Source organism: Ruegeria jejuensis (genome assembly GCF_041537905.1).
Classification (GTDB): domain Bacteria; phylum Pseudomonadota; class Alphaproteobacteria; order Rhodobacterales; family Rhodobacteraceae; genus Ruegeria_C.
Genome location: NZ_JBGRUO010000002.1, coordinates 19,972 through 44,830 on the forward strand (window position 1 = coordinate 19,972; position 24,859 = coordinate 44,830).

The following is a 24,859-nucleotide window of genomic DNA, read 5'->3' on the forward strand; positions in this document are numbered from 1 at the left end:
GCACAGATGAACACGATCCGCAGGACCATCATCGCCGGCATTGCACTAGGGGCAACAAGCCCCGCGCTTGCGCAGGAAGGCCCGGTTCTGACTAAGCAGGACGATATCGGCGGTGTTTATGAGGGCACCTTCCGCGGCGGGCTGCAGCATGGCACCGGTAGCTACCGCCTGCCCAATGGCTATGAATATACCGGCGACTGGACCGATGGAGAGATTCGCGGCAAAGGCGTGGCCCGCTTTCCTGACGGCTCGATCTACGAGGGCGATTTCGCCAAAGGCAAGCCCGAGGGCAAGGGCAAGATCACCTTTTCCGATGGCGGCACCTATGAGGGCGACTGGCTGAACGGCGTCATCAACGGCGAAGGCGTCGCAGCCTATGCCAATGGCGTGCGTTACGAGGGTGGTTTCCAGAATGCCAAGCACCACGGCAAAGGCGTGATGCAAAGCCCCGGCGGCTATGTTTATGAGGGCGAGTGGGTCGAGGGGCGCAAGGAAGGCTCCGGCATCATCACCTATCCCGATGGCGCCAGTTACGCGGGCGAAATCAAGGCCGGGCAACGGCACGGGCAAGGCACGCTCAAACTGCCCGACGGCCTGGTCTATGTCGGCCTCTGGGCGGATGGGCAGATCAGCGGCGAGGGCCGTCTGACGCAGCCCAATGGCGATGTCTATGAGGGTATGCTGACCGAAGGCCGCCGCGAAGGCACCGGCAAGGTGACCTATGCCAATGGCGACACGTATACCGGTGACTTTGCCGATGATCAGCGCCACGGCCAGGGCACGTTCACCGGAACCGATGGCTATAGCTACACCGGCGCCTGGGTTTCAGGCCAGATCGAGGGCAAGGGCCGCGTCACCTATCCCGATGGCTCGGTTTATGAGGGCGACTTCCGGGCCGATCTTGCGGATGGCGTGGGCAAGATCATCTATCCCGATGGCTCAAGCTATGAAGGCGACTGGATTGCCGGCGTTATCGAGGGGCAAGGCAAGGCGATCTATGCCAATGGCATTGTCTATGACGGCCAGTTCAAAAACGCCAAGAACCACGGCACCGGGGTGATGACTTATCTTGATGGCTACCGCTATGAAGGCGACTGGAAGGACGGGCTGCGCCACGGACAGGGCAAAGCCACCTACCCTGACGGATCGGTCTATACCGGCGATTACAACAAGGGCCAGCGCGAGGGTCAGGGCGAGATCACCATGGCCGACGGGTTCAAATATTCCGGCCAGTGGCAGGGCGGCAAGATCAGCGGCAACGGCGTGGCCACCTATGCCAATGGCGATGTCTACGAAGGTAATTTCCGCAACGGCAAACGCCAGGGTGAAGGCACGATGCGCTATGCCGGTGGACAGGAGGAATCTGGCACCTGGGAAAACGGCGCGCTCAAGGATGGTGGCTGAGACCTACCAATCGACAGGTTTGCCCGCCCAATCAAAAAACCGCCCGGTTTGGGCCGCGGCCAGCTTTTCGATCACAGACAGCAGGTTTTCTGCGGCCACCTCAGCCGACACGCTCGGATGACCGCCCGCATAAACCTGGGTCAACCCGGTCCTGACAGTTCCCGGATGCAGCGCCACGCAGATACTGTCGCGATGAGACCGGCTCAACTCGATTGACGCCGTTCGTATCACCTGATTGAGTGCCGCCTTGGCTACCCGATAGCTGATCCAGCCGCCCAGCCGATTGTCCCCGATGGAACCGACCCGCGCTGACAGAGCCGCAAAGACGCAGCGCCGGTCGCGTGGCAAAAGCCGCGCCGCTTCGCGCAGTACCAGCGCCGGGCCGACCGCATTCAGGGCGAATTGATCCATCATCGCAGTTGCGCGGATCGCGCGGATGGTCTTTTCTGGACTGGCGCCGTCAATCTCCAGTCCACCAGAGGCCACAAAGATCAGATCATAGGCCCCATCAAGTGCGCCCAGTACGCGTGCGACCGAAGACTCATCCGTCAGGTCCAACCCATCTCGCGAGCGCGAGAAAGCATCGACCGACACCCCACGCGCGCTCAGCGCAGCCTCCACCGCCTGACCAATTCCACCCGATGCGCCGATCACCAATGCCCGTTCCATGACGCCCAGCTAGAGGGGCCGAGCCCAAGGTCAATGCAACGCCTTGGTCGAATTCGCTCTTCCCATTCCCTCCCGCGCCTGTATAAACTTGCCTCATGATCAACCGCGCAGATATACCAGTGACCCACGCCGCATGCGGCGCGTCCCTGCGTGGCCTACTGATCCTAATCTGCCTCTGAGCGTGACCGCAGTCGGTGCGTGCGCTTGGAGGGGATGCAGTCGCACCGATTGAACCGCATTCAGGATTAGGAAAGACCCATGCATAAAATCAATCTTGCCGAGAAACTGGCTCAGTTTTCGTCGCACTGGGACCCGCATGTCGTGGCCCGCTACAACGACAACGACGTGATGGTGGTGAAATTCCAGGGCGAATTCCCGTTTCACAAACACGACACCACCGACGATCTCTTTCTCGTTCTCGAAGGGAGCGTCACCATGGATTACGCTGATGCGCCCTCTGTCACCTTCGGAGCCGGAGAGATGGTCGTCGTGCCAAAAGGCGTCGTGCACCGGCCTCGGGCCGAGACCGAAGTCAAGGTGCTGGTGATCGAACCCGTCGGCGAACCGAACTCGGGCGACAGCGATCGCGCCCCTGCCCCAAAACCTTTTATTTGAGTAGGACCGGACCCATGACACAAGACCGAGTCTTGATCTTTGACACTACATTGCGCGATGGCGAACAGAGCCCGGGCGCAACCATGACCCATGCCGAAAAGCTCGAAATCGCGGAACTGCTGGACGATATGGGCGTCGACATCATCGAGGCGGGCTTTCCGATCGCCTCCGAGGGCGATTTCAACGCCGTTTCCGAGATTGCCGAACGCTCGAAAAACGCGGTGATCTGCGGGCTGGCGCGCGCCAATTTCAAGGATATCGACCGCTGCGCCGAGGCCGTGCGCAACTCTGCGCGCCCGCGCATCCACACCTTCATCGGCACCTCGCCGCTGCACCGCGCCATCCCTAACCTCACCCAGGATGAGATGGCCGACCGCATCCATGACACGGTCACCCATGCCCGCAACCTTGTGGACAATGTGCAATGGTCGCCCATGGATGCCACCCGAACCGAGTGGGACTATCTCTGCCGGGTGATTGAGATCGCGATCAAGGCCGGCGCCACCACGATCAACATCCCTGACACGGTGGGCTATACCGCGCCGATGGAAAAGGCCGAGATGATCCGCAAGCTGATCGAGACGGTTCCGGGCGCTGATGAAGTGGTGTTCGCCACCCATTGTCACAACGATCTGGGCATGGCCACCGCCAACTCGCTGGCCGCCGTCGCGGGCGGCGCGCGCCAGATCGAATGCACTATCAACGGACTGGGCGAACGCGCGGGCAACACCGCGCTGGAAGAGGTAGTGATGGCGCTGAAGGTGCGCAATGACATCATGCCCTGGCACACCGGCATCGACACCACCAAGATCAAGCATATCTCGCATCGCGTCGCCACCGTCTCGGGCTTTCCGGTGCAGTTCAACAAGGCGATCGTGGGCAAGAACGCCTTCGCCCATGAAAGCGGCATCCATCAGGACGGGATGCTGAAGAACAAGGAAACCTTCGAGATTATGCGCCCAGAGGATGTGGGCATCGCCGGCACGGCCCTGCCGCTTGGCAAGCATTCAGGTCGCGCCGCCTTGCGCGACAAGCTCAAGACGCTGGGCTATGAGGTGGGCGACAACCAGCTCAAGGACCTGTTCGTGCGGTTCAAGGAACTGGCCGACCGCAAGAAAGAGGTCTTCGACGACGACCTGATCGCACTGGTGCGGATCGAGGAAGATGGCGAGAACGATCACCTGCATCTGGTCTCGATGAAAGTCACCTGCGGCACCAACGGCCCCGCTGAAGCCACGGTCGAGATGCAGGTGGACGGCGAAGACGTGTCTGAGACCTCCCAAGGCGACGGCCCGGTCGATGCCACCTTCAAGGCGATCCGCCTGATCCACCCCAACAAGGCACGTCTACAGCTCTACCAAGTCAGCGCCGTGACCGAGGGCACCGACGCGCAGGCCACCGTTTCCGTGCGCCTGAGCGAGGACGGCATGATCGCCACCGGCGAGTCAGCCAATACCGACACGGTGGTCGCCTCAGCGAAGGCCTATATCCACGCCCTGAACCGCCTGATGGTGCGGCGCGAAAAAACCGGCCCCGGCGCAGACGCGCGCGAGATCAGCTATAAAGACCTGACCTGAGTGAACAGGCAAGGCGGACCCACCATCCGCCTTGCCCCAGCATCGCAAGGCATATCCTGCGGACCTCACCTCCCGCTGCGAGTTCCTTGTTGCGGTAGTTTTTAGGCTTCCTTTAAGTTTGCCATATGAGCGACAAATCACTTTCACCAGCCTACGTGGCTAAAATTGCTTCGCTTGGCGGCTTCTTGGAAGGCATAAGCTTTTTAAATCAAGACTGCTGTTCTAACTTCGCGGAGGCATTTAGTGTTGAAGCATCCGATGAAAGCGAAGTTTTGGCAGATATCCAATCTCGCTTTACTCATTTGCCAGAATTGGCATTGAAGTCAGACGAGGGCTTTCAAGGTGGGTTTCGTCAGCTAGAGCAAGACATTAGTTCACTCTTACTGGTCAAGCCGCATGTCAGCCACGAACAGCTTGCACAAGACATGCGATCATACTTGTCATTCAAAATCATGGATCGACTAGATGACATAGCAAACTTCGGTGAATTCATGAAACCGAGACGGTTTGTCGGAATACATGGCGAGATTGATGGCTCAATGATCTTTTATTTGCTTCGCTCGCCAGAGATTTGGCTCGTGCTGTATTTCTCAAGCAGCGTGAGCAATTCCTGAAACTAATTTTCCCGTCACAAACGGCGACGAAGTCCACAAAAACAGGTACCTCGCATTATAGAGCCTTGTGTTCCGACCACTCACCAAATCTTCACGCCCAAGAAAACTGTTGGCGCTATCGCTCCCGCCTCGTGGCTGCTACTCTTCCGACCTGAGCAGAGGCTGCCGCTCTGCAACGAAATCACAGGGAAGATACTATGTCACTTTCGCTCACCCGCCGGGGTTTCCTTGCTGGAACTGCCGGTTTCATCGCGCTCCATCCGTTCTCAGCCCGTGCCGCCGCCAATCAGGCGCATTTGCGGTTGATGGAAACCACCGACCTGCATGTCCATGTGTTTCCCTACGACTATTATGCCGACAAGCCGCGCGACACGGTGGGGCTGGCCCGCACCGCCTCGATCATCAAAGAGATCCGGGACGAGGCCACCAACTCGATGCTGATCGACAATGGCGACTTCCTGCAGGGCAACCCGATGGGCGATTACATCGCTTATGAGCGGGGCATGAAGGAAGGCGACAGCCACCCGATCATCACCGCCATGAACACGGTGGGCTTTGATGCCTCGACGCTGGGCAATCACGAGTTCAACTATGGGCTCGATTTCCTGACCAAGTCTCTGGCGGGGGCCGCGTTCCCGGTGGTCAGCGCCAATGTGGCGCTGGAGATGGGCAGCGATCCGACCAAGGACAAGACACTGATCAAGCCCTATGTGATTCTCGAAAAGCAGCTGACCGATGGCAGCGGCGAAACCCATCCGATCAAGGTCGGTCTGATCGGCTTCGTCCCGCCGCAGGTGATGAACTGGGACCGCCGCCACCTTGAGGGCAAGGTGCAGGCGCGCGACATCGTCGCCACCGCGCAGGCCTATGTGCCGCAGATGAAGGAAGAAGGCGCCGATATCATCATCGCGCTCAGCCATTCCGGGATTGGCGAGGCCGACCACAGTGACGGGATGGAAAACGCTTCCGTCCCGCTGGCGGCTGTTGAGGGCATCGACGCAGTGCTGACCGGGCACCATCACCGGGTCTTCCCCTCATCGGACTATGACGGCATGGCGGCAGTCGATGTGGCCAAGGGCACGATCCATGGCAAACCTGCCGCAATGGGCGGGTTCTGGGGCTCGCATCTGGGTCTGATCGACCTGATGCTGGAACGTTCCGGCAATGAGTGGAAGATCGTCAGCCATGCGACCGAAGCGCGCCCGATTTCCAAGCGCAACGAAGATCGTTCCATCACCGCGCTGGTCGACAGCCAGCAGGATGTACTGGACAGCGTGCAGGGGGATCATGACGCGACGCTGGCCTATGTCCGCCGCGCGGTCGGCAAGACGGACGCCCCGCTGCATTCCTATTTCGCGCTGGTAGCCGATGACCCGTCAGTTCAGATCGTGTCGATCGCGCAGCTCTGGTATATTGAGCAGATGCTCAAGGGCACTGAGCATGAGGGCCTGCCGATCCTTTCCGCCGCTGCCCCCTTCAAGGCCGGCGGCCGGGGTGGGCCGGAATATTTCACCGATGTGCCCAAAGGCGATGTGGCGATCAAGAATGTCTCGGACCTCTACCTCTATCCCAACACCGCCCGCGCGGTGCGGGTCAGCGGCGCACAGGTCAAGGACTGGCTGGAACGCTCGGCGGGCATGTTCAATCAGGTCGAGGCGGGCAAAGCGGATCAGGTTCTGCTGAATCCTGAGTTCCCCAGCTACAATTTTGACGTTATGGACGGTGTGACTTATCAGATAGACCTCAGCCAGCCGTCGAAATTCAACCCCAAGGGCGAAGTGATCAACCCCGACGCCAACCGTATCGTGAACCTGCAATTCAACGGCGCGCCGGTTGACCCGCAGGCGCAGTTCATCATCGCAACCAACAACTACCGCGCAGGCGGCGGCGGCAAGTTCCCCGGTGCGATGGGCGACACAATTGTCTTCGAAGGGCCGGACACCAATCGCGACGTGATCGTGCGCTATATTGTCGAGAAAGGCACCATCAGCCCCAGGGCGGATGCCAACTGGTCCTTCGCGCCCCTGCCCGGCACCAGCGTGCTGTTCGACACCGGCCCCAAAGCGGGTGATTATGTCGAGGATGTGCAAGGTGTCACCATCGAGCCTGCGGGTGACGGCCCGGAAGGGTTTGCCCGCTTCCGCATCGCTCTTTGACGTCAGGGAGGGCGGAATCGCGCTGATTCAGGCGGATTCGGCCCTTCCCCCACCACCTGTAGAGGCCTATAAGGTTAAAAATTCCTGCGATCATCAGAGTCGCAGGACCTCTGGGCAGCACTCTACAGGATCACGCATATATGTCGGTGTTTGGAAATCTTGGCGGCTTGTTCTCGTCGGACATGGCCATCGATCTGGGGACCGCGAACACGCTGGTTTACGTCAAGGGGCGCGGGGTTATCCTGTCGGAACCCTCGGTGGTGGCCTATCACGTCAAGGATGGCGTCAAGAAGGTGCTGGCCGTCGGCGAAGACGCCAAGCTGATGCTGGGCCGGACCCCGGGCAGCATCGAGGCGATCCGCCCGATGCGCGAAGGTGTGATCGCTGATTTCGACACTGCCGAAGAGATGATCAAGCACTTCATCCGCAAGGTGCATAAACGCTCGACCTTCTCGAAACCCAAGATCATTGTCTGCGTCCCCCACGGGGCAACCCCGGTCGAAAAACGCGCGATCCGCCAATCAGTGATGTCGGCGGGCGCAAGGCGCGCCGGTCTGATCGCCGAGCCCATCGCAGCGGCCATTGGTGCGGGTATGCCGATCACCGACCCGACCGGCAACATGGTCGTCGATATCGGCGGCGGCACCACCGAAGTCGCGGTTCTGTCGCTGGGTGACATCGTTTATGCCCGCTCGGTCCGCGTCGGCGGCGACCGGATGGATGAGGGCATCGTGAACTACCTGCGCCGCCAGCAGAACCTGCTGGTCGGCGAAACCACTGCCGAGCGCATCAAGACCACCATCGGCACCGCCCGTATGCCCGATGACGGGCGCGGCCAGTCGATGCAGATTCGGGGCCGTGACCTGCTGAACGGCGTACCCAAGGAAATCGAAATCAGCCAGGCCCAAGTGGCCGAGGCGCTGGCCGAGCCGGTGCAGCAGATCTGCGAGGCGGTGATGACCGCTCTGGAAACCACCCCCCCCGATCTGGCCGCCGACATTGTCGATCGCGGCGTGATGCTGACCGGTGGCGGTGCCTTGCTGGGTGATCTGGATCTGGCGCTGCGCGAGCAGACCGGTCTGGCGGTGTCGATCGCCGATGAAAGCCTCAACTGTGTTGCATTGGGGACCGGCAAGGCGCTGGAATACGAAAAGCAACTGCGCCACGCGATTGACTACGACAGCTAAGGCGCGCACCCTTCTTATGGGGACAGTTCACTGCGTTCGGGCTCGCCCGCGCCGGTAGGAACCCGCTGAGAGGAGCCTTGTGGCCAAGGACCGATCACAGCACGAAGACTATTCGGGACCCCTGAAGCGTCTGCTGTTGGGGGTTGTGCTGCTGTGCCTGATCGGCACGTTTCTGGTCTGGCGCATCGATAGCCCGCGCGTGGAACGATTTCGCGCGCAGGTCACCGACAAGGTGGTGCCCTCGATGGATTGGGCGATGGTGCCTGTCACCGCCACCATCAACCTGTTGCGCGATTTCCAGAGCTACCAGCGCCTGAGCGAACAGAACCAGGAGTTGCGCAGCGAGTTGCGGCGGATGCGCGCCTGGAAAGAGGCCGCGCTGCAGCTGGAGCAGGAAAACGCCCGGCTGCTTGATCTGAACAATGTCCGCCTTGACCCGCGCCTGACCTATATCACCGGCGTGGTTATGGCTGATAGCGGCTCGCCCTTTCGCCAATCCGTGTTGCTGAACGTGGGCGCGCGTGACGGGATCGTCGATGGCTGGGCGGCGATGGACGGGATCGGGCTGGTTGGCCGGATCTCGGGCGTGGGGCAGAACACCGCGCGGGTGATCCTGCTGACCGATGCGGCCAGCGCCATTCCCGCCACGATCCAGCCCTCGGGGCAGAATGCGCTGATCGCGGGCGACAACTCCGCCGCGCCGGTGCTGGACTTTCTGGAAAATCGCGAGCTGGTGCGCCCCGGCGACCGGGTCATCACATCGGGCGATGGCGGTGTCTTTCCCGCCGGATTACTGATCGGACAGGTTGCGGCGGATCCGGCGGGGCGGTTGCGTGTGCGGCTTTCGGCGGATTACGAGCGACTGGAATTCCTGCGCGTGCTGCGCCATCAGGGCACCAACCCGGTCACCGATCCCGGCGGCGTTGTCGGGCCGATGCGGCCCTCGGATACCGCCCTGGTGCCCGAGAGCGGAGGAGGAGCCGATGGCTAGCCTCTCTTCACGCACCTGGCTCATGTGGCTTGTCTATTGCGGGCTGATGATCGTGATCCTGTTCTTTCACCTGCTGCCGCTGGACACCGTCCCGCGCCATCTGGCGCCGCCCGATCTGTTCGTGGCCTTTACCTTCGCCTGGGTCATGCGTCGGCCCGATTATGTGCCGACCCTGCTGGTCGCGGCGGCCATGCTGACGATCGATCTGCTGTTGCAGAAACCGCCCGGACTGCTGGCGGCGATGGTTGTGGCGGGTTGCGCCTTTTTGCGCGGCAGGGCAGCAACACCCACCAGCGAGACCAATTTCGCCACCGAATGGCTCACCGTCGCCGGGGTGCTGTTCGCGATCTTCGCCGCCGACCGGGCGATCCTGGGTCTGACCGAGATCGGCGCACCACCCCTGCCGCTGTCGGTGTCGCAACTGGTGCTGACAATCCTGTTCTACCCGCTTGCGGTGGTCATCAGTCAGGTTGTTTTCGGGGTGCGCAAGATGAAACGGTCCGACGCGGATGCTCTGGGGGCCAGATCATGAAACGCAATCCCAAGGAACTGGAATACACCCATCGGCAGGTCTCGCGCCGCGCGCTTTTTGTGGGCGGATTGCAAGCCGCCTTTGTCGGCGGGCTGGCGATGCGGATGCGCTACATGCAGGTCGATCAGGCGGACGAGTTCCGCCTGCTGGCCGAAGAAAATAGGATCAACATCCGCCTGATCGCGCCGGCGCGGGGCCAACTGTTCGACCGCAATGGCAAGATACTGGGACAGAACTCGCCCTCCTACCGGATCATCATCGTGCGCGAGGATGCCGGTGACGTCGAAAAGGTGATCAGCGATCTGTCCACGCTGATCTATCTCGATCCCGAAGATCTGGAACGCGCCCGTGCCGAGATGCGTCGCGCGCCCGCCTTTCTGCCCATCACGCTGGCCGATCAGGTCACGTGGGAGGAGATTTCGAAAGTGGCGGTCAACGCCCCGTCCCTGCCCGGCATCACGCCCGAGGTCGGGCTGGCGCGTCACTACCCCCAAAAGGGCGATTTCGCCCATGTGATCGGCTATGTCGGCCCGGTCAGCGATTACGACCTGAGCCAGATGGAGGACCCCGAACCGGTGCTGCGCATCCCGCGCTTCCAGATCGGCAAGGTGGGGCTTGAGGCCAAGCGCGAGGATCTCTTGCGCGGGCGCGCGGGCGCCAAACGAGTCGAGGTGAATGCCGGGGGCCGCGTCATGCGCGAACTCAGTCGCCGCGAGGGCGATGCCGGAGCCGACCTGCAACTGTCGGTCGATGGCGATCTGCAGCAATATGTGCAGGCAAGGTTGGAGGGCGAAAGCGCCAGCGCCGTGGTGATCGACTGCGAAACCGGTGACCTGCGGGCCATCGTCTCAGCCCCCAGCTTCGATCCCAACCTGTTCGTGCGCGGCATCTCGGTTGCCGATTACAAACGCCTGACCGACGATCCGTACCGCCCGCTGGCCAACAAGTCGGTGCAAGGCACCTACCCGCCCGGCTCGACCTTCAAGATGGTCACCGCGCTGGCCGCACTGGAGGCCGGCGTCGTGGGTCCCGGCGATACCTCCTATTGTCCCGGCTTCCACAAGGTCGGCAACCGCCGCTTCCACTGCTGGAAACGCGGCGGTCACGGCACGGTCGATCTGCTGCTGTCACTGAAACGCAGCTGCGATGTCTACTACTACGACGTGGCGGTGAAAACCGGCATCGACCACATCTCGGCCATGGCAAACAAGTTGGGGCTGGGGGTGAAACACGATCTGCCCATGTCCGCCGTGCGCAGCGGGCTGACGCCCACGCAGGCCTGGAAAGAGCGTGTGCATGGCGAGGGCTGGCTGGTTGGTGATACGGCCAATGCCTCAATCGGTCAGGGCTTCATGCTGGCCTCGCCGCTGCAACTTGCCGTGATGTCAGCCCGCATCGCCACAGGGCGCGCGGTCACGCCCCGGCTTGTGAAATCCATCGACGGGGTCGAACAACCCTCGGGTGCGGGCGAGCCGCTGGATATAAACGAGCGCAACCTGCGCTACATCCGCAACGCGATGTATGCGGTCTCGAACGACCGGCGTGGTACGGCCTATGGCTCGCGCATCATCGAGGACAGCTATCGCATGGCGGGCAAGACCGGCACCAGCCAGGTTCGCAACATCACCAAGGCCGAGCGCGCCGCTGGCGTGATCCGCAACCGCGACTTGCCCTGGGAACGCCGCGACCACGCGCTGTTTGTCTGCTACGCGCCTTTCGATAAGCCGAAATACGCGGTGGCGGTGGTAGTCGAACATGGCGGCGGCGGGTCGAAGGCGGCGGCCCCGGTGGCGCGCGACGTGATGCTGCAGGCGCTCTACAACGGCAACCCTCCGTTGGAAGCGTATCCCTCCAAGGACCGCGAGCGCATCAAGGAACAACAAGAACGGCTGGATCAGATGCGTGACGGTATCGCGCCCTCGGACGGCAGCGACCGCGCATGAGTTATCTCGAACATAACATCAAATCGACGCCCACCGGGTTGCGCAAGTTCCTGTTCATGAACTGGCCGCTGACGCTGCTGCTGATCAGCGTCGCCTCGGTCGGGTTCCTGATGCTTTATTCAGTCGCGGGCGGGTCCTTTACCCCTTGGGCCGAACCGCAGATGAAGCGGTTTGCGCTGGGGTTGGCGGTGATGATGGTCATTGCGATGGTGCCGATCTGGTTCTGGCGCAATATGTCTGTGGTGGCCTACCTGACCTCCATCGCGCTGCTGTTTGCCGTCGAACTGTTCGGCACGGTAGGCATGGGCGCACAACGCTGGATCGATCTGGGCTTTATGCGGCTGCAACCCTCGGAACTGATGAAGGTCACACTGGTGATGCTGCTGGCCGCCTATTACGACTGGCTGCCTGCCAAGCGCACATCGCGGCCGATCTGGGTCATTCTGCCGGTTCTGCTGATCCTGTTCCCCACCTTCATGGTGCTGCGTCAGCCCGATCTGGGTACCGCGATCCTGTTGCTGGCCGCAGGCGGTGCGATGATGTTCTTTGCCGGGGTGCATTGGGCGTATTTCGGCGCTGTGATTGCAGCGGGCGTCGGGCTGGTCTTTGCGGTGTTCAACAGCCGTGGGACCGAGTGGCAATTGCTCAAAGACTACCAATACCGACGGATTGACACCTTCCTTGATCCCTCGACCGATCCGCTTGGGGCGGGATATCACATCACCCAATCCAAGATCGCGCTGGGATCGGGCGGCTGGTCTGGCCGCGGCTTTATGCAGGGTACCCAATCGCGGCTGAACTTCCTGCCGGAAAAGCACACCGATTTCATCTTCACCACCCTGGCGGAGGAGTTCGGCTTTGTCGGCGGTTTCTCTTTGCTGGCGCTTTATGCGCTGATCATCATCTTCTGCGTGGTCACCGCGCTGGCCACACGCGACCGGTTCTCGTCGCTGGTCACGCTGGGGATCGCGGTGAATTTCTTCCTGTTCTTTGCGGTGAACATGTCGATGGTGATGGGGCTGGCCCCGGTTGTGGGCGTGCCGCTGCCAATGGTCAGCTATGGCGGCTCGGCGATGCTGGTCCTGCTGGCCGCTTTCGGCCTTGTACAAAGCGCCCATATTCATCGGGCAAGATAAGAAAGACCCCGCGATGAGCGTCAATATCCTGTTTTCCGCCCATCCGGATCGCTGGCCACAGTATCGCGACCATCTGCAGGCTGCGATCGCTGAGACAGGTATCACCTTCACCCTCGCCACAGAGTTTGATCCGGCCGAGGTCGACTATATCGTCTACGCCCCCAATGGCGGGCTCAGCGATTTCACGCCCTATACAAGGCTCAAGGCGGTGCTGAGCCTCTGGGCCGGGGTCGAGAGCATTGTTGGCAACCCGACCCTAACCGTCCCGCTGGCGCGGATGGTTGATCAAGGCCTGCGGCAAGGCATGACGGAATGGGTCGTGGGCCATGTGCTGCGCCATCACCTGGGTATGGATCTGCACATCACCGGGCAGGAAGGCCTCTGGCGCAGTTTTGTGCCACCCCTTGCTCCAGACCGCACGGTCTGCGTGCTGGGCCTGGGTGAACTGGGGCAAGCAGCGGGTGAAGCGCTGGCAAGCCTGGGCTTCAACGTCACGGGTTGGAGCCGCACCGCCAAGTCAATTCCCGGCGTGACCTGCTATGATGGCGAGACCGGTCTGCTGGAGGCGCTGGACAGTGCGGAGATCCTTGTTCTGCTGCTGCCGGATACCCCTGCGACCACCAACATCCTCAACGCTGATACGCTGGCAAAGCTGCCGCGAGGGGCGATCATCATCAATCCCGGGCGTGGCCCGCTGATCGACGACAACGCGCTGCTGGCCGCGCTTGACAGCGGCCAGATCGCACACGCCACGCTGGATGTTTTTCGCACCGAACCGCTGCCCCCTGACCATCCCTATTGGGCACACAGCCAAGTCACGGTCACCCCACACATAGCCTCGGAAACCCGGCCCGCGACGGCAGTCAAGATCATTGCCGAGAATATCCGGCGTGGCGAAGCTGGCGAGCCCTTCCTGCATCTGGTGGATCGCGATCACGGCTACTAGGCCTGCCCAGTCTCAGGCCGCCACCAGACCTCGGCCCTTCAACAGCGCCTCGACCCCCGGCAAACGGCCCCGGAACGCGGTGTAAAGCTCTTCGGGTTCTTTCGAGCCGCCGGTGGACAGGATATGCGCCTCAAGCGCTTTGGCCCGTTCCGGGTCGAAAGCGCCGCCTGCCTCCTCGAACGCGGCGAAAGCATCGGCATCCATCACTTCGGACCACATGTAGCTGTAATAGCCCGAGCTATAACCATCGCCGGCAAAGACATGGGCGAAATGCGGTGTGGCATGGCGCATGCCGATCGCAGCGGGCATGCCGATACCGGCCAGAACCTCGGCTTGCCGGGCCATCGGATCAGCCGGTGCCGCGCCTTCATGGAAGGCCAGATCTACCAGCGCCGAGGCCACATATTCCACCGTCTGGAACCCCATGTCGAAATTCGCCGCCGCCAGCACCTTGTCGAGCATGTCGTGCGGCATGGCTGCACCGGTTTCGGCATGGGTTGCAAACTCTTCCAGTACTTCTGGCACTTCCAGCCAGTGTTCGTATAGCTGGCTGGGCAGTTCCACGAAATCGCGCGCCACCGAGGTGCCTGAGATGCTCTCATAGGTGACGTCAGACAACATCTGGTGCAGCGCATGGCCAAATTCGTGAAACAACGTGCGCGCATCGTCATAGCTCAGCAGCGCAGGGTCGCCCTTGGCGAAATTGCACACATTGATCACCACCGGCGTCTGCGTTTCAGGGAATTTCGCCTGCGACCGCATCGCGCTGCACCACGCGCCGGACCGTTTTGAGCCGCGCGCAAAGTAGTCCCCGATGAATACCGCCACATGCGCGCCATCGCGCATCACCTCCCACGCCCGGCAGTCAGGGTGGTAGAGCGCAACATCCAGCGGCGCGAATTCCAGACCGAAGAGACGGTTGGCGCAGGTAAAGGCTGCCTCGATCATGCGGTCGAGCTGCAGGTAGGGCTTCAGCTCGGCCTCATCGAGATCATGTTCGGCCTTGCGACGTTTCTCAGCATAGTAGCGCCAGTCCCAGGCCTCCAGCGGGCCGTTGACGCCGTCAGCCTGCATCATCGCGGTCAACTTTTCCGCATCCGCATCGGCCTGTGCCTTGGCCGGGGTCCAGACCTGCATCAGCAACTCGCGCACCCTCTCGGGCGTTCGGGCCATCTCTGTTTCCAGCTTGTAGGCGGCGAAGCTGTCATAGCCCAGCAACCGCGCACGTTCCTCGCGCAGGGTCAGAATTTCGGCAGCGATGTCGCGATTGTCAGTGTCCCCGCCATTGGCCCCGCGGGCGGTCCAGGCGCGATAGGCTTTCTCGCGCAGATCGCGGCGTGGCGAGAATTGCAGGAACGGCACGATCAGCGAGCGGGACAGGGTGACAACGGGGCCTGCGGCCTCTTTCTCGGCCCCCGCAGCACGAGCGGCCTCGACCACGAAATCAGGCAAGCCTTCCAGCTCCTCTTCCGACAGGTCCATGAACCAGCCCCGCTCATCTGCGAGCAGGTTCTGGGTAAAGCCGGTGCCCAGCGTGGCTAGCCGCCCCTTGATCTCTTTCATCCGCAGCTCGGCGTCGCCTTCTAACGCCGCGCCGGCGCGGACAAAGCTGCGATGGGTCAGCATAAGCACCCTTTGCTGCTCGTCGCTCAGGTCCAGACTGTCGCGGGCCTGCCAAACGGCGGCAATGCGTCGGAAAAGGGGTTTATTGCCCGAAATCTCGGCAAAATGCGCGGCCAGACGGGGCGAGAAATCACGCTGCAACGCCTCTCGAGCCGGGTTGCTATCCGCACCCGCAACCGTGAAGAAGACCGACAGCACCTTGTCCAGATCCGCCCCCGCCGCTTCCATCGCCTCTACGGTATTGGCGAAATCGGGGGGTTCAGCGGTGCTGGCAATGCGGTCGATCTCTGCATTATGCGTCGCAAGCGCGCGCTCCAGCGCGGGGGCAAAGTCGTCATCCGAGATCGTGTCAAACGGTGCGACTGCAAAGGGCGTGGTCCAGTCGGCGAGGATCGGGTTGGTCATACGTGTCTCCTTTGCGGGACAAGCTAGGGGCGCGTTTGAGGATGGTCCAGAGCGGGGCGCAAAAAGGCGCTAGGGCTCAGACCGCACCGCAGATCGGACAATCCTCTCGTTTCTTCAGCGCGATCTTGCGGGTCTCGCCATAGAGCCCGTCATAAATAAGCATCTCGCCCCGCAGGGGGGCACCCGCGCCGGTAACCACCTTGATCGCCTCCAGCGCCATCATCGAGCCGATGACGCCGGGCAAAGGCCCGATCACGCCCGCCTCGGAACAAGACGGGGCCAGACCGGGTGCGGGGGCCTCGGGGAAAATGCACTGGTAACAAGGGCCTGCGAAATGCGGATCAAACACGCTGATCTGCCCTTCCCATTGCGACAGCGCGCCTGAGATCAGGGGCTTTTTCTGTGCCACGGCCATCCGGTTCGCCAGATAGCGTGTGTCGAAATTGTCGGTGCCATCAAGGATCAGATCGTAATCCGCAAAGAGCTCTGCGGCGATCTCTTCGGTCAGGCGGCGGTGATAGGGGCGCACCCCCACGTTGGGGTTCTGCGCCTCCATCGCCTGTTGGGCCGAAAATACCTTGGGCATGCCGATATCAGCGTCCCGGTGGATCACCTGCCTCTGCAGGTTGGCGTTTTCCACCTCGTCATCGTCGATCACACCGATGGTCCCAACCCCGGCCGCTGCCAGATATTGCAGCACCGGGGCCCCCAGCCCGCCTGCGCCAATCACCAGGACGCGCGCCTGTTTCAGCCGCTTCTGCCCTGGCCCACCCAATTCTCGCAGCACGATATGGCGGGCATAGCGCTCCAGTTCCGTATCTGAGAATGTGCCCTTGGGTTTTGCAGCTGTCTCGGGTTCCCCCGATTGCACCCGAGCCCGCATGCCCGAAACGAACCGCCCGTAGATCACCGCCAGAACACCAAACCCTGCAAGCAGCAACCAGAGCGCGGGCGATTTGCCCGTCATCTCGCGTACCGGGTGCCCGTCCGGCAGAAGAAGCTGAAGGCAGAGTACGATCAGGAATAGTCCAGCCACCACCTGGATACGGCTCCGCCGGGGCACATCCAGCATCCAGCCGAGACCCCACAACGCCGCAGCAAGCACAAAAACCAGCAGCATCAGGTGGTCCCTGTCGACCCGAACCCGCCCGCGCCGCGCGCGGTGTCGGACAGGCCATCCGCCAGATCGAACCGCGCCTGCACAACCGGGGCCACCACAAGCTGTGCGATCCGGTCGCCATGGGTGATTTCGACCGCTTCGGTCCCGGCATTCATCATGATCACACCCAACGGGCCACGATAATCGCTATCGATGGTTCCGGGCGTATTGGGCAGGGTGATGCCGTGTTTCAAGGCCAGACCCGAGCGCGGACGGACCTGAATCTCGTAGCCTGGCGGGATCTCGACCCGCAAGCCCGTAGGCACCAGCGCCCGCGAGCCGGGCTCCAGCACCATCGATCCGCGATCAGGCAGGCTGGCGCGGACATCCGCCCCGGCCGAGCCGGGGGTTTCGTAGCTGGGCAAGGGGATCGAGGGGTCTGCCCCCTCTTCGCGGATCACCCGAATGGATACCATCACTCTCTCTCCGTCAGTCGATCAGCGCATCTGCGATGCGGCGCGCGAGTTTCACGGCCACTTCTTCTTTCGGCATGCGCGGCCATTCCTCGGCGCCGTCATCGGAAATCAGGATCACCGCGTTTTCCTGCCCACCCATGATGCCGGTCGCCGGGCTGACATCATTGGCCACAATCCAGTCACAGCCCTTGCGCGTCCGTTTGGAGGTGGCATTTGCAACCACATCTTCGGTTTCTGCCGCGAACCCCACGACCAGCGGCGGCCGATCCTTGTCCAGATGCGAGACGGTCTTGAGGATGTCGGGGTTTTCCGCAAATTCCAGCGCGGGAACGCCATCGCGGGTTTTCTTGAGCTTGCGGTCAGAGGCGCTGGTCACCCGCCAGTCGGCCACGGCAGCGGCAAAGACACCGGCATCGACAGGTAGTGCGGCCTGAACCACCGAGGCCATGTTGCGCGCCGTTTCGACCCGGATCACTTCGACCCCTGCGGGTGGGGGGACATCTGCAGGGCCGGTGACAAACACCACCTCGGCGCCCAGCGCGGCCAATGCACGCGCCACTGCTGTGCCCTGCGCCCCCGAAGATCGGTTGGCGATATAGCGCACCGGATCAATCGGTTCATGGGTGGGGCCAGAGGTGACAAGGATACGTTTGCCCGCCAGCGGCTTGTCGCCCAGTTGGCTGTCGATCGCCGCGAGTATTTCCGCCGGTTCCGCCATCCGCCCCGGCCCGTATTCGCCGCAGGCCATGTCACCCTCATTCGGTCCAACAAAACGGATGCCGTCGGCGGCCAGTTGCGCCCGGTTCCGAACCGTGGCCGGGTGATCCCACATCCGCACATTCATCGCAGGTGCGATCAGCACGGGCGTATCGGTGGCCAAAAGCAGGGTCGAGGCCAGATCATTGGCCAGCCCGCCAGCCATCTTGGCCATCAGATCAGCCGTTGCCGGGGCCACCACCACCAGATCGGCCGAGCGCGACAGCTGGATATGGCCCATTTCGGCCTCATCTGTCAGATCAAAGAGATCGCGATAGACCTTTTCGCCCGCCAAAGCCGATAGCGACAGAGGCGTGACAAACTCCTCAGCCGCACGAGTCAGCACCGGCGTTACCGAAGCACTGCGCTCGCGCAGGCGCCGGATCAGTTCGAGCACCTTATAGGCGGCGATACCGCCCCCGATGATCAGCAGGATTTTCTTGGATGCCAGCATCACGGCCCTCGCGGTTCGAAGAGTGCGCCAACACTAGGCAAGCGATCCGAAATCCGCCAGTGCCGAATCGAGGGGCAAGATCACTCGAACGCCTTGCAGGGATCCTCGCGCTCGGCGGCAGGGCTGTCGATCACCGCATCAAACTCGCCCTGGAGTTTGCCATCCTCGGATTGCCCCAGAACAAAGACCTTCACACCGGGCCGCCTGCGGGCGAGATAGACCGGGATGCCGTAATCCTTGCGCGCGTGCCCATTGCCGGTGATCACCGCAACGGGCGCGCCATCCTCGCCCAACGCCTCAAGTGTGGTGCGGGCCAGCACCGCGTCGCGCAGGCGCTGCACCTCGACCATCTGCGGCAGCATATCTTCGGGCAGCGCCTCGCAATGGGCCGCATGCTGGTCGGCGATCCTTGCGGCCTGCTCATCGGCAGGCAGAGGGATAGTCAGACCATAGCGCGCGGCATCTGCGCCCAAAGCCACAGCCGCACCACGCTCCATCGCGCTTCGCGCTGCGGCGCGCGGCACCAAGGCCCCATGCAGCGGCGCGTCGGGGGCGGCGCGGAAAATATCCAGATACATCTCCAGCGGGGGCCACCCCAACTCAGCCCATTTCAACTCAAGCGCCAGCTTGTATTCATCGGAAATGAGGTTGCGGTTCACCCGCGCCGCAGCCTCTTCGGTCAGCATTTCCCAGACCACGGCTTTGGGCTGCAATGCGCGCACCGCCTCGGCCTGAATCTGGTGATGGCGTGGATTGTCGTGGAACTCGCCCAGGATCACCACGTCAGCCTGTTTCATCTGCGCTAAAATGTCTGCCGGGATCAGCTCAGACGCAAAAGCCGCCCGAAACGGGGCGGCCAGAATCACGGTGGCGGCAACAAGCCAAACAAAAGCATGTCTCATGCCAGCAAGTCTTGCACCTCTCGCGACTGCGCTTCAAGGCTCTTGCGCATCTTCTGGAAGGCTGCGGCCTCCAACTGGCGGATACGTTCCTTGGACAGGCCCAGTTCCCGACCCAGACTTTCCAGCGTCCGGGGCACATCGCGCAGCTTGCGCTCGCGCACGATGAAACGTTCCCGCTGGTTCAGACGCTGCATCGCGGTCAGCAACCACTCGCGCAATTGTTCAGTGTCATGACGATGTTCAATCGTCTCGGCCGCCTGCTCGCCATCATCCTCCAGCGCGTCAATCCACTCCCGACCGTCTTCATCGGCAGCCTGCACCGCATTGAGCGAAAAGTCGGACCCCGCCAGCCTGCCATCCATCATCTCGACATCGCGCAGCGGCACCCCGATTTCAGAGGCGATCTTCTCGTGCAACTGATGCCGGTCCAGCGCGATACCATCCGAGGCGGCCTCGCGCTCCAACCGCGCCTGAACCCGACGCATGTTGAAGAAAAGCGATTTCTGCGACGAGGTTGAGCCGGTACGTACCATCGACCAGTTGCGCATCACGTAATCTTGTATCGAGGCCTTGATCCACCAGACCGCATAGGTCGAAAAACGCACGCCGCGATCAGGATCAAACTTGTCGGCGGCTTTCATTAGGCCAAGCCCGGCCTCCTGAATCAGGTCATTCATCGGCGCGCCATAGCGTTTGAACTTGGCCGCCATGGAGATCGCCAGCCGCATGTAAGCCGTGATCAGCCGGTGAAGCGCTTGTTCGTCGCGCTCATCCCGCCAGGCATAAGCAAGGCGCAATTCGGTCTCGGCATCCAGAAGCTCTGCCTTCATCGCCTGACGCGACATCGACATGTCGTTCGAAGTGTCCAGTGGCATTCAGTCCTCCCAGAATGTGGGCCTTACCGCGGGCGCTTGTTTTGCTCAGTTGACTTAGATACGCAGGGTCGCGGCATATGGATCATTTCTGAGGTAAGAACTTGTTTCCGAAATACAGCCTGGTTCTGGGGGGCGCGGCCTCGGGAAAGTCGGTTTTTGCCGAGCAACTTTCTGTTAAATCAGGTAAAAACAGGTTTTACGTCGCGACATCACAAGTGTTTGATGATGAGATGCGCACCAAGATCGACCGCCACATCACGCAGCGCGGCACCGGATGGACCACGATTGAGGCCCCCTTTGACCTCGCGCCCGCTCTGCGCGGCTGTTCACAAGGGGATTTGTGCCTGATCGATTGCGCGACCATGTGGCTCAGCAACCATCTGCTGGCGGAACACGATCTTATGGCCCAACAGGCGCAGTTGCTGGCCGCATTTCGCAATTGCGCGGCGGATGTGGTGATCGTATCGAACGAGGTGGGGCACGGGATCGTGCCCGATAACGCGCTGGCGCGGCAGTTTCGCGAGGCGCAGGGACGATTGAACATCGCCCTGGCGGCTGAGGCCGATCTGGTCGTGCAAGTTATCGCGGGTCTGCCGCAGGTTCTGAAAGGGGCGCTGCCATGACCCGGCTGCATATGGTCCGCCATGGTCCGACCCATGCCAAAACCATGGTGGGTTGGTCCGACCTGCCCGCAGATCTGAGCGACACGGCGGCCGTCGCGCGTCTGTCGGCCCATTTGCCGGGCGGGGCTCTGGTGATCTCCTCGGACCTGATCCGCGCGGTCGACACCGCGTCAGCCGTTGAAACCGGGCGCACCCGTCTGCCCCACGACGAGGCCTTGCGGGAAATCCATTTCGGTGACTGGGAACTGCGTGCCTTTGCCGAGATCGAGGCCGAAGACCCTGAGCGCATCCGCGCCTATTGGGAGCAGCCCGGCGATGTGCGCCCGCCAAATGGCGAAAGCTGGAACGATGTCTGCGCCCGCGTCGATGCCGCCATCGACCGCCTGATCGCTGCCAATACCGGGCGGGACCTGATCGTCGTGGCACATTTCGGCGTGATCCTGACACAGGTGCAGCGGGCATCGCGGCTGAGCGCGGAAGAGGCCTTTGGGCATCGGATCGACAACCTGTCGGTGACCGAGCTGACCCATGCCGCCACTGGCTGGACAGTGGGCCGTATCAATCACCTCCCGTGATGGCCCCGCGCACAATTCAGCGTTTTACCGGTGCTCCGGCGCGCGTCTAGACTGCGCGCCATGACATATGACCTTTATATCGGCGACCGCCTGTTCTCTAGCTGGTCCCTCCGGGGCTGGCTGATGTTCGAGAAATTCAACATCCCCTGCCGCACCCATATGACCGAGCTGTTCTCGGGCAATCTGGCCGAGGGCTTGCAGGATATCGCCCCCGCCCGCCTTGTGCCCTGCATGCGGGTGCCGGATGGCACCGTGGTCGGCGAAAGCCTTGCCATGGCCGAGACACTGGCCGAGCGGCACCCCAAGGCCGGGTTGTGGCCAACAGAGGCAGCCGCGCGGGCCACCGCGCGCTGGATGTGCGCCGAAATGGCCAGCGGCTATGCCAGCCTGAGGGCAGAATGCCCGATGCAGTTGCTGCAGTTTTACAAGGGTTTTCAAGCCTCCAGCGAAACCCTGTCTGATCTGCACCGGATCGAAACGCTTTGGGCGCATGCCCGCGGGGTATCGGGCGCGCAGTCCGGCGCGTTGTTTGGAGAATACTCGCTGGCCGATATCTTCTACACGCCCGTTGCGGCGCGCATTGTGGGCTATGGGCTGCCGGTCTCGAACCAGAATCGGAGCTATTGCGAGGAGTTGCTGAGGGACCCGGCCGTTCAACACTGGCGCGATCAGGCCTTGTGCGATGAGATCAAATACGACCACTTCCCTTACCCGATCAATGCCGAGACCGGCCCCTGGCCCCTCTCCTGATTGAGTCTGCGTTAACCGAACTTAAACCATGCCCGCGCTAGCAATCCCTTGTTAACCAAGTGGGGAAACATGGTCGCGCACACCTATACTGTCGCCTTTCAAGGGGTCGAGGCTCGCCCCGTCGAGGTTCAATGCGCCGTCACACCCGGCCTGCCTGCCTTTTCGGTGGTGGGCCTGCCGGACAAGGCGGTCTCCGAAGCGCGCGACCGGGTCCGCAGCGCACTCAGCGCCATGGCCATCGCACTGCCCTCGAAACGGATCACCATCAACCTGTCGCCAGCTGATCTGCCCAAGGAGGGCAGCCATTTCGATCTGCCCATCGCGCTTGCCCTACTGGCCGCGCTGGACATCGTCCCCGCAGATGCCGCCGAGACCACGCTCGCATTGGGAGAGCTGTCCCTGGACGGCTCTCTGGTCCCGGTGGTCGGCGCGCTGCCCTCGGCGATGACCGCCGCCGAAGAGGAGCGCACGCTGCTCTGCCCCAAAGCCTCAAGCGCTGAGGCCGCTTGGGTTGGCGCTACGCAAGTCATCGGCGCGGATACGTTGGCCGCCGTTGTACGGCACTATACCGGCCAAGCCCCGCTGGCCCCCGCGATACCGGGGGAGGTGACGCAACCTGATGCTCAGCGCGACCTGCGCGACGTCAAGGGCCAGGAACGCGCCAAACGCGCGCTTGAGATCGCCGCTGCTGGACGCCATCATCTGATCATGATCGGCTCGCCGGGCTCTGGGAAATCCATGCTGGCCGCGCGCCTGCCGGGCCTCCTGCCACCGCTGACGGCAGTTGAGGCGCTGGAAACCTCGATGATCCAGTCGCTTTGCGGATTGCTTGACGAAGGCGGAATCAGCCGCACGCGCCCGTTTCGCGAACCCCATCACACCGCCTCGATGGCAGCGATTGTCGGAGGCGGAAAAGGTGCCAAACCGGGCGAGATCTCACTGGCCCATAACGGCGTCCTCTTCATGGATGAGTTCCCCGAGTTTCCGCGCACCGTGCTGGAAACCCTGCGCCAGCCCATCGAAACCGGCGAGGTGATGGTCGCCCGTGCCAATGCACATGTGAAATACCCCTGCCGCTTTATGCTGGTGGCCGCCGCCAACCCCTGCAAGTGTGGGCATCTGGCCGATGCCTCCCGCGCCTGCTCACGCGCGCCCATTTGCGGTGAGGATTATCTTGGCCGGATCTCGGGCCCGCTGATGGACCGGTTCGATCTGCGGCTTGAGGTACCACCGGTCGGCTTTGCCGATCTCGATCTGCCGCCGAGTGGTGACAGTTCTGCCCAGGTCGCCGCTCGGATCGCTACCGCGCGCGAGATTCAAGCCACCCGTTTCGCGTCCCACGACGGGTTGCGCCAGAACGCCGACGCGGAAGGCGGCGTGTTGGAAGAGATCGCCACGCCAGATGCCGAAGGCAAGCAGATGCTGCTGAACGCCGCCGACCGGTTTGGCCTGTCCGCCCGCGCCTATCACCGGGTATTGCGCGTGGCCCGCACCATCGCTGATCTGGACGGCTCGGAACATGTGCGCCGCACGCATGTGGCCGAGGCGCTCAGCTTTCGGATTTCAGCACGAGTCGCAGCCTAGAGTCGCGCTTCGATGGCCCGCCAGATTTTCTCGGCGATATTGACACCGTCAAAGCGCTCAAGTTCCTGAATACCGGTGGGTGAGGTCACGTTGATCTCGGTCAGATAGTCCCCGATCACGTCGATGCCCACAAAAATCTGCCCCTTTTCCTTGAGCAGGGGCCCGATCGCGGCGCAAATCTCCAGATCGCGCTCGCTGAGGCCGATCTTTTCCGGCCGACCGCCCACATGCATGTTCGAGCGGGTCTCGCCCGCCGCAGGCACCCGGTTGATCGCCCCCACCGGTTCACCATCCACAAGGATCACCCGCTTGTCGCCATTGCTGACATCGGGCAGGAATTTCTGCACGATCAGCGGCTCGCGGCTGAACCCGGTGAAAAGCTCGTGCAGCGAGCTCAGGTTACGATCATTCGCGTCCAGACGGAACACGCCTGCGCCGCCATTGCCATAAAGCGGCTTGAGGATGACATCGCCATGTTTGGCCTTGAACGCCTTGATCGTGTCGAGATCGCGAGCAATGGTCGTGGGCGGTGTCAGGTCCGGGAAATCCAGCACCAGCAGTTTTTCGGGATAGTTGCGCACCCAGAACGGGTCATTGACGACCAGCGCCTGCTCCTTGAGCCGGTCCAGCAGATGGGTAGATGTGATGTAATGCATGTCAAAGGGCGGGTCCTGGCGCAGCCAGATCACGTCAAATTCCGCCAGATCGACCTCGCGCTCGGGTCCCAGCACCGCAGGATCACCCGCGACGCGCTGCACGCTCATATCCTGACCATGCGCGGTGATGCGACCTTCTTGATAAGCCAGCTTGTCGGGGCTGTAGAAAAACAGCGAATGGCCGCGCGCCTGCGCTTCTTCGGCGAGGCGAAAGGAACTGTCGGCGTTGATGTCGACGTCCCCGATCGGGTCCATCTGAAAGGCGATTTTCATGGCGCGCTCCTCATGATCTGCCCGCTACATGGCGCAGC

General features: G+C 62.1%; 23 protein-coding genes. 15 read left to right on the top strand and 8 right to left on the bottom strand.

The genetic code is table 11. The features are described from left to right. Window positions 1–6: 6 nt before the first annotated feature. Window positions 7–1,404 carry an MORN repeat-containing protein gene (locus AB1E34_RS02585; protein ID WP_372571096.1) on the top strand — a complete coding sequence of 466 codons (1,398 nt, stop codon included), beginning with the start codon at window positions 7–9 and terminating at the stop codon, window positions 1,402–1,404. A 3-nt stretch (window positions 1,405–1,407) separates the two neighbouring features. On the opposite strand, the gene AB1E34_RS02590 is transcribed toward AB1E34_RS02585, so the two are convergent. Further along, window positions 1,408–2,073 (bottom strand): SDR family oxidoreductase, encoded by a 666-nt coding sequence (locus AB1E34_RS02590; protein ID WP_372570781.1) that lies wholly within the window; start codon window positions 2,071–2,073, stop codon window positions 1,408–1,410. A 258-nt stretch (window positions 2,074–2,331) separates the two neighbouring features. Here AB1E34_RS02590 and AB1E34_RS02595 point away from each other — a divergent pair, with 258 nt between their 5' ends. The 10 genes from AB1E34_RS02595 (at window position 2,332) to AB1E34_RS02640 (ending at window position 13,770) form a co-directional block, all read left to right on the top strand. Continuing rightward, on the top strand, window positions 2,332–2,688 hold the full coding sequence (locus AB1E34_RS02595) for a cupin domain-containing protein (RefSeq protein WP_372570782.1): 357 nt from the start codon (window positions 2,332–2,334) through the stop codon (window positions 2,686–2,688). A 14-nt stretch (window positions 2,689–2,702) separates the two neighbouring features. Continuing rightward, window positions 2,703–4,265 (top strand): 2-isopropylmalate synthase, encoded by a 1,563-nt coding sequence (locus AB1E34_RS02600; protein WP_372570783.1) that lies wholly within the window; start codon window positions 2,703–2,705, stop codon window positions 4,263–4,265. 125 nt (window positions 4,266–4,390) lie between these two features. After that, entirely contained in the window at window positions 4,391–4,879 is a 489-nt protein-coding gene (locus AB1E34_RS02605; protein ID WP_372570784.1) for a hypothetical protein, read from the top strand. A 197-nt stretch (window positions 4,880–5,076) separates the two neighbouring features. Further along, complete coding sequence (locus AB1E34_RS02610) at window positions 5,077–7,035, top strand: bifunctional 2',3'-cyclic-nucleotide 2'-phosphodiesterase/3'-nucleotidase (RefSeq protein ID WP_372570785.1); 1,959 nt, start codon at window positions 5,077–5,079, stop codon at window positions 7,033–7,035. A gap of 140 nt (window positions 7,036–7,175) precedes the next feature. Beyond that, window positions 7,176–8,222 carry a rod shape-determining protein gene (locus tag AB1E34_RS02615; protein ID WP_249707463.1) on the top strand — a complete coding sequence of 349 codons (1,047 nt, stop codon included), beginning with the start codon at window positions 7,176–7,178 and terminating at the stop codon, window positions 8,220–8,222. A gap of 79 nt (window positions 8,223–8,301) precedes the next feature. Beyond that, window positions 8,302–9,213 carry a rod shape-determining protein MreC gene (gene mreC / locus AB1E34_RS02620; RefSeq protein WP_372570786.1) on the top strand — a complete coding sequence of 304 codons (912 nt, stop codon included), beginning with the start codon at window positions 8,302–8,304 and terminating at the stop codon, window positions 9,211–9,213. Continuing rightward, window positions 9,206–9,745, top strand: a complete 540-nt coding sequence (locus tag AB1E34_RS02625) for a rod shape-determining protein MreD (RefSeq protein ID WP_372570787.1) — start codon at window positions 9,206–9,208, stop codon at window positions 9,743–9,745. The genes mreC and AB1E34_RS02625 overlap by 8 nt, the downstream gene beginning before the upstream one ends. Continuing rightward, window positions 9,742–11,688, top strand: a complete 1,947-nt coding sequence (gene mrdA, locus AB1E34_RS02630; protein WP_372570788.1) for a penicillin-binding protein 2 — start codon at window positions 9,742–9,744, stop codon at window positions 11,686–11,688. The genes AB1E34_RS02625 and mrdA overlap by 4 nt, the downstream gene beginning before the upstream one ends. Continuing rightward, a complete protein-coding gene (gene rodA, locus AB1E34_RS02635) occupies window positions 11,685–12,824 on the top strand; it encodes a rod shape-determining protein RodA (RefSeq protein WP_372570789.1) in 1,140 nt (379 codons plus the stop codon). The genes mrdA and rodA overlap by 4 nt, the downstream gene beginning before the upstream one ends. A 13-nt stretch (window positions 12,825–12,837) precedes the next feature. After that, a complete protein-coding gene (locus AB1E34_RS02640; protein ID WP_372570790.1) occupies window positions 12,838–13,770 on the top strand; it encodes a 2-hydroxyacid dehydrogenase in 933 nt (310 codons plus the stop codon). 12 nt (window positions 13,771–13,782) lie between these two features. Here the strand turns inward: AB1E34_RS02640 and AB1E34_RS02645 are convergent, their stop codons facing one another. From AB1E34_RS02645 to AB1E34_RS02670, 6 genes are all read right to left on the bottom strand, one after another. Then, window positions 13,783–15,798 carry a M3 family metallopeptidase gene (locus tag AB1E34_RS02645; RefSeq protein ID WP_372570791.1) on the bottom strand — a complete coding sequence of 672 codons (2,016 nt, stop codon included), beginning with the start codon at window positions 15,796–15,798 and terminating at the stop codon, window positions 13,783–13,785. Window positions 15,799–15,874: 76 nt separating this feature from the next. Further along, window positions 15,875–16,918 (bottom strand): HesA/MoeB/ThiF family protein, encoded by a 1,044-nt coding sequence (locus AB1E34_RS02650; protein WP_372570792.1) that lies wholly within the window; start codon window positions 16,916–16,918, stop codon window positions 15,875–15,877. After that, window positions 16,918–17,373: a dUTP diphosphatase gene (gene dut / locus AB1E34_RS02655; RefSeq protein WP_372570793.1), complete on the bottom strand. Its 456-nt coding sequence runs from the start codon at window positions 17,371–17,373 to the stop codon at window positions 16,918–16,920. Before dut ends, AB1E34_RS02650 begins: the two co-directional genes overlap by 1 nt. Window positions 17,374–17,386: 13 nt before the next feature. Beyond that, window positions 17,387–18,583 (bottom strand): bifunctional phosphopantothenoylcysteine decarboxylase/phosphopantothenate--cysteine ligase CoaBC, encoded by a 1,197-nt coding sequence (gene coaBC / locus AB1E34_RS02660; RefSeq protein WP_372570794.1) that lies wholly within the window; start codon window positions 18,581–18,583, stop codon window positions 17,387–17,389. Between the two features lie 80 nt (window positions 18,584–18,663). Beyond that, a complete protein-coding gene (locus tag AB1E34_RS02665; protein WP_372570795.1) occupies window positions 18,664–19,485 on the bottom strand; it encodes a ChaN family lipoprotein in 822 nt (273 codons plus the stop codon). Then, on the bottom strand, window positions 19,482–20,360 hold the full coding sequence (locus AB1E34_RS02670) for an RNA polymerase factor sigma-32 (RefSeq protein ID WP_372570796.1): 879 nt from the start codon (window positions 20,358–20,360) through the stop codon (window positions 19,482–19,484). Before AB1E34_RS02670 ends, AB1E34_RS02665 begins: the two co-directional genes overlap by 4 nt. Window positions 20,361–20,461: 101 nt before the next feature. Here AB1E34_RS02670 and cobU point away from each other — a divergent pair, with 101 nt between their 5' ends. The 4 genes from cobU to AB1E34_RS02690 all read left to right on the top strand — a co-directional run bounded on the left by cobU (window position 20,462) and on the right by AB1E34_RS02690 (window position 23,892). Then, window positions 20,462–20,983: a bifunctional adenosylcobinamide kinase/adenosylcobinamide-phosphate guanylyltransferase gene (cobU, locus tag AB1E34_RS02675; protein ID WP_372570797.1), complete on the top strand. Its 522-nt coding sequence runs from the start codon at window positions 20,462–20,464 to the stop codon at window positions 20,981–20,983. Further along, window positions 20,980–21,558: a histidine phosphatase family protein gene (locus tag AB1E34_RS02680; protein ID WP_372570798.1), complete on the top strand. Its 579-nt coding sequence runs from the start codon at window positions 20,980–20,982 to the stop codon at window positions 21,556–21,558. Before cobU ends, AB1E34_RS02680 begins: the two co-directional genes overlap by 4 nt. A 60-nt stretch (window positions 21,559–21,618) precedes the next feature. Then, a complete protein-coding gene (locus AB1E34_RS02685) occupies window positions 21,619–22,308 on the top strand; it encodes a glutathione S-transferase (protein WP_372570799.1) in 690 nt (229 codons plus the stop codon). A gap of 69 nt (window positions 22,309–22,377) precedes the next feature. After that, on the top strand, window positions 22,378–23,892 hold the full coding sequence (locus AB1E34_RS02690; RefSeq protein ID WP_372570800.1) for a YifB family Mg chelatase-like AAA ATPase: 1,515 nt from the start codon (window positions 22,378–22,380) through the stop codon (window positions 23,890–23,892). On the opposite strand, the gene gshB is transcribed toward AB1E34_RS02690, so the two are convergent. After that, window positions 23,889–24,821, bottom strand: coding sequence for a glutathione synthase (gene gshB, locus AB1E34_RS02695; protein ID WP_372570801.1), 933 nt, complete (start codon window positions 24,819–24,821; stop codon window positions 23,889–23,891). The genes AB1E34_RS02690 and gshB overlap by 4 nt on opposite strands. Between the last annotated feature and the right edge of the window lie 38 nt (window positions 24,822–24,859).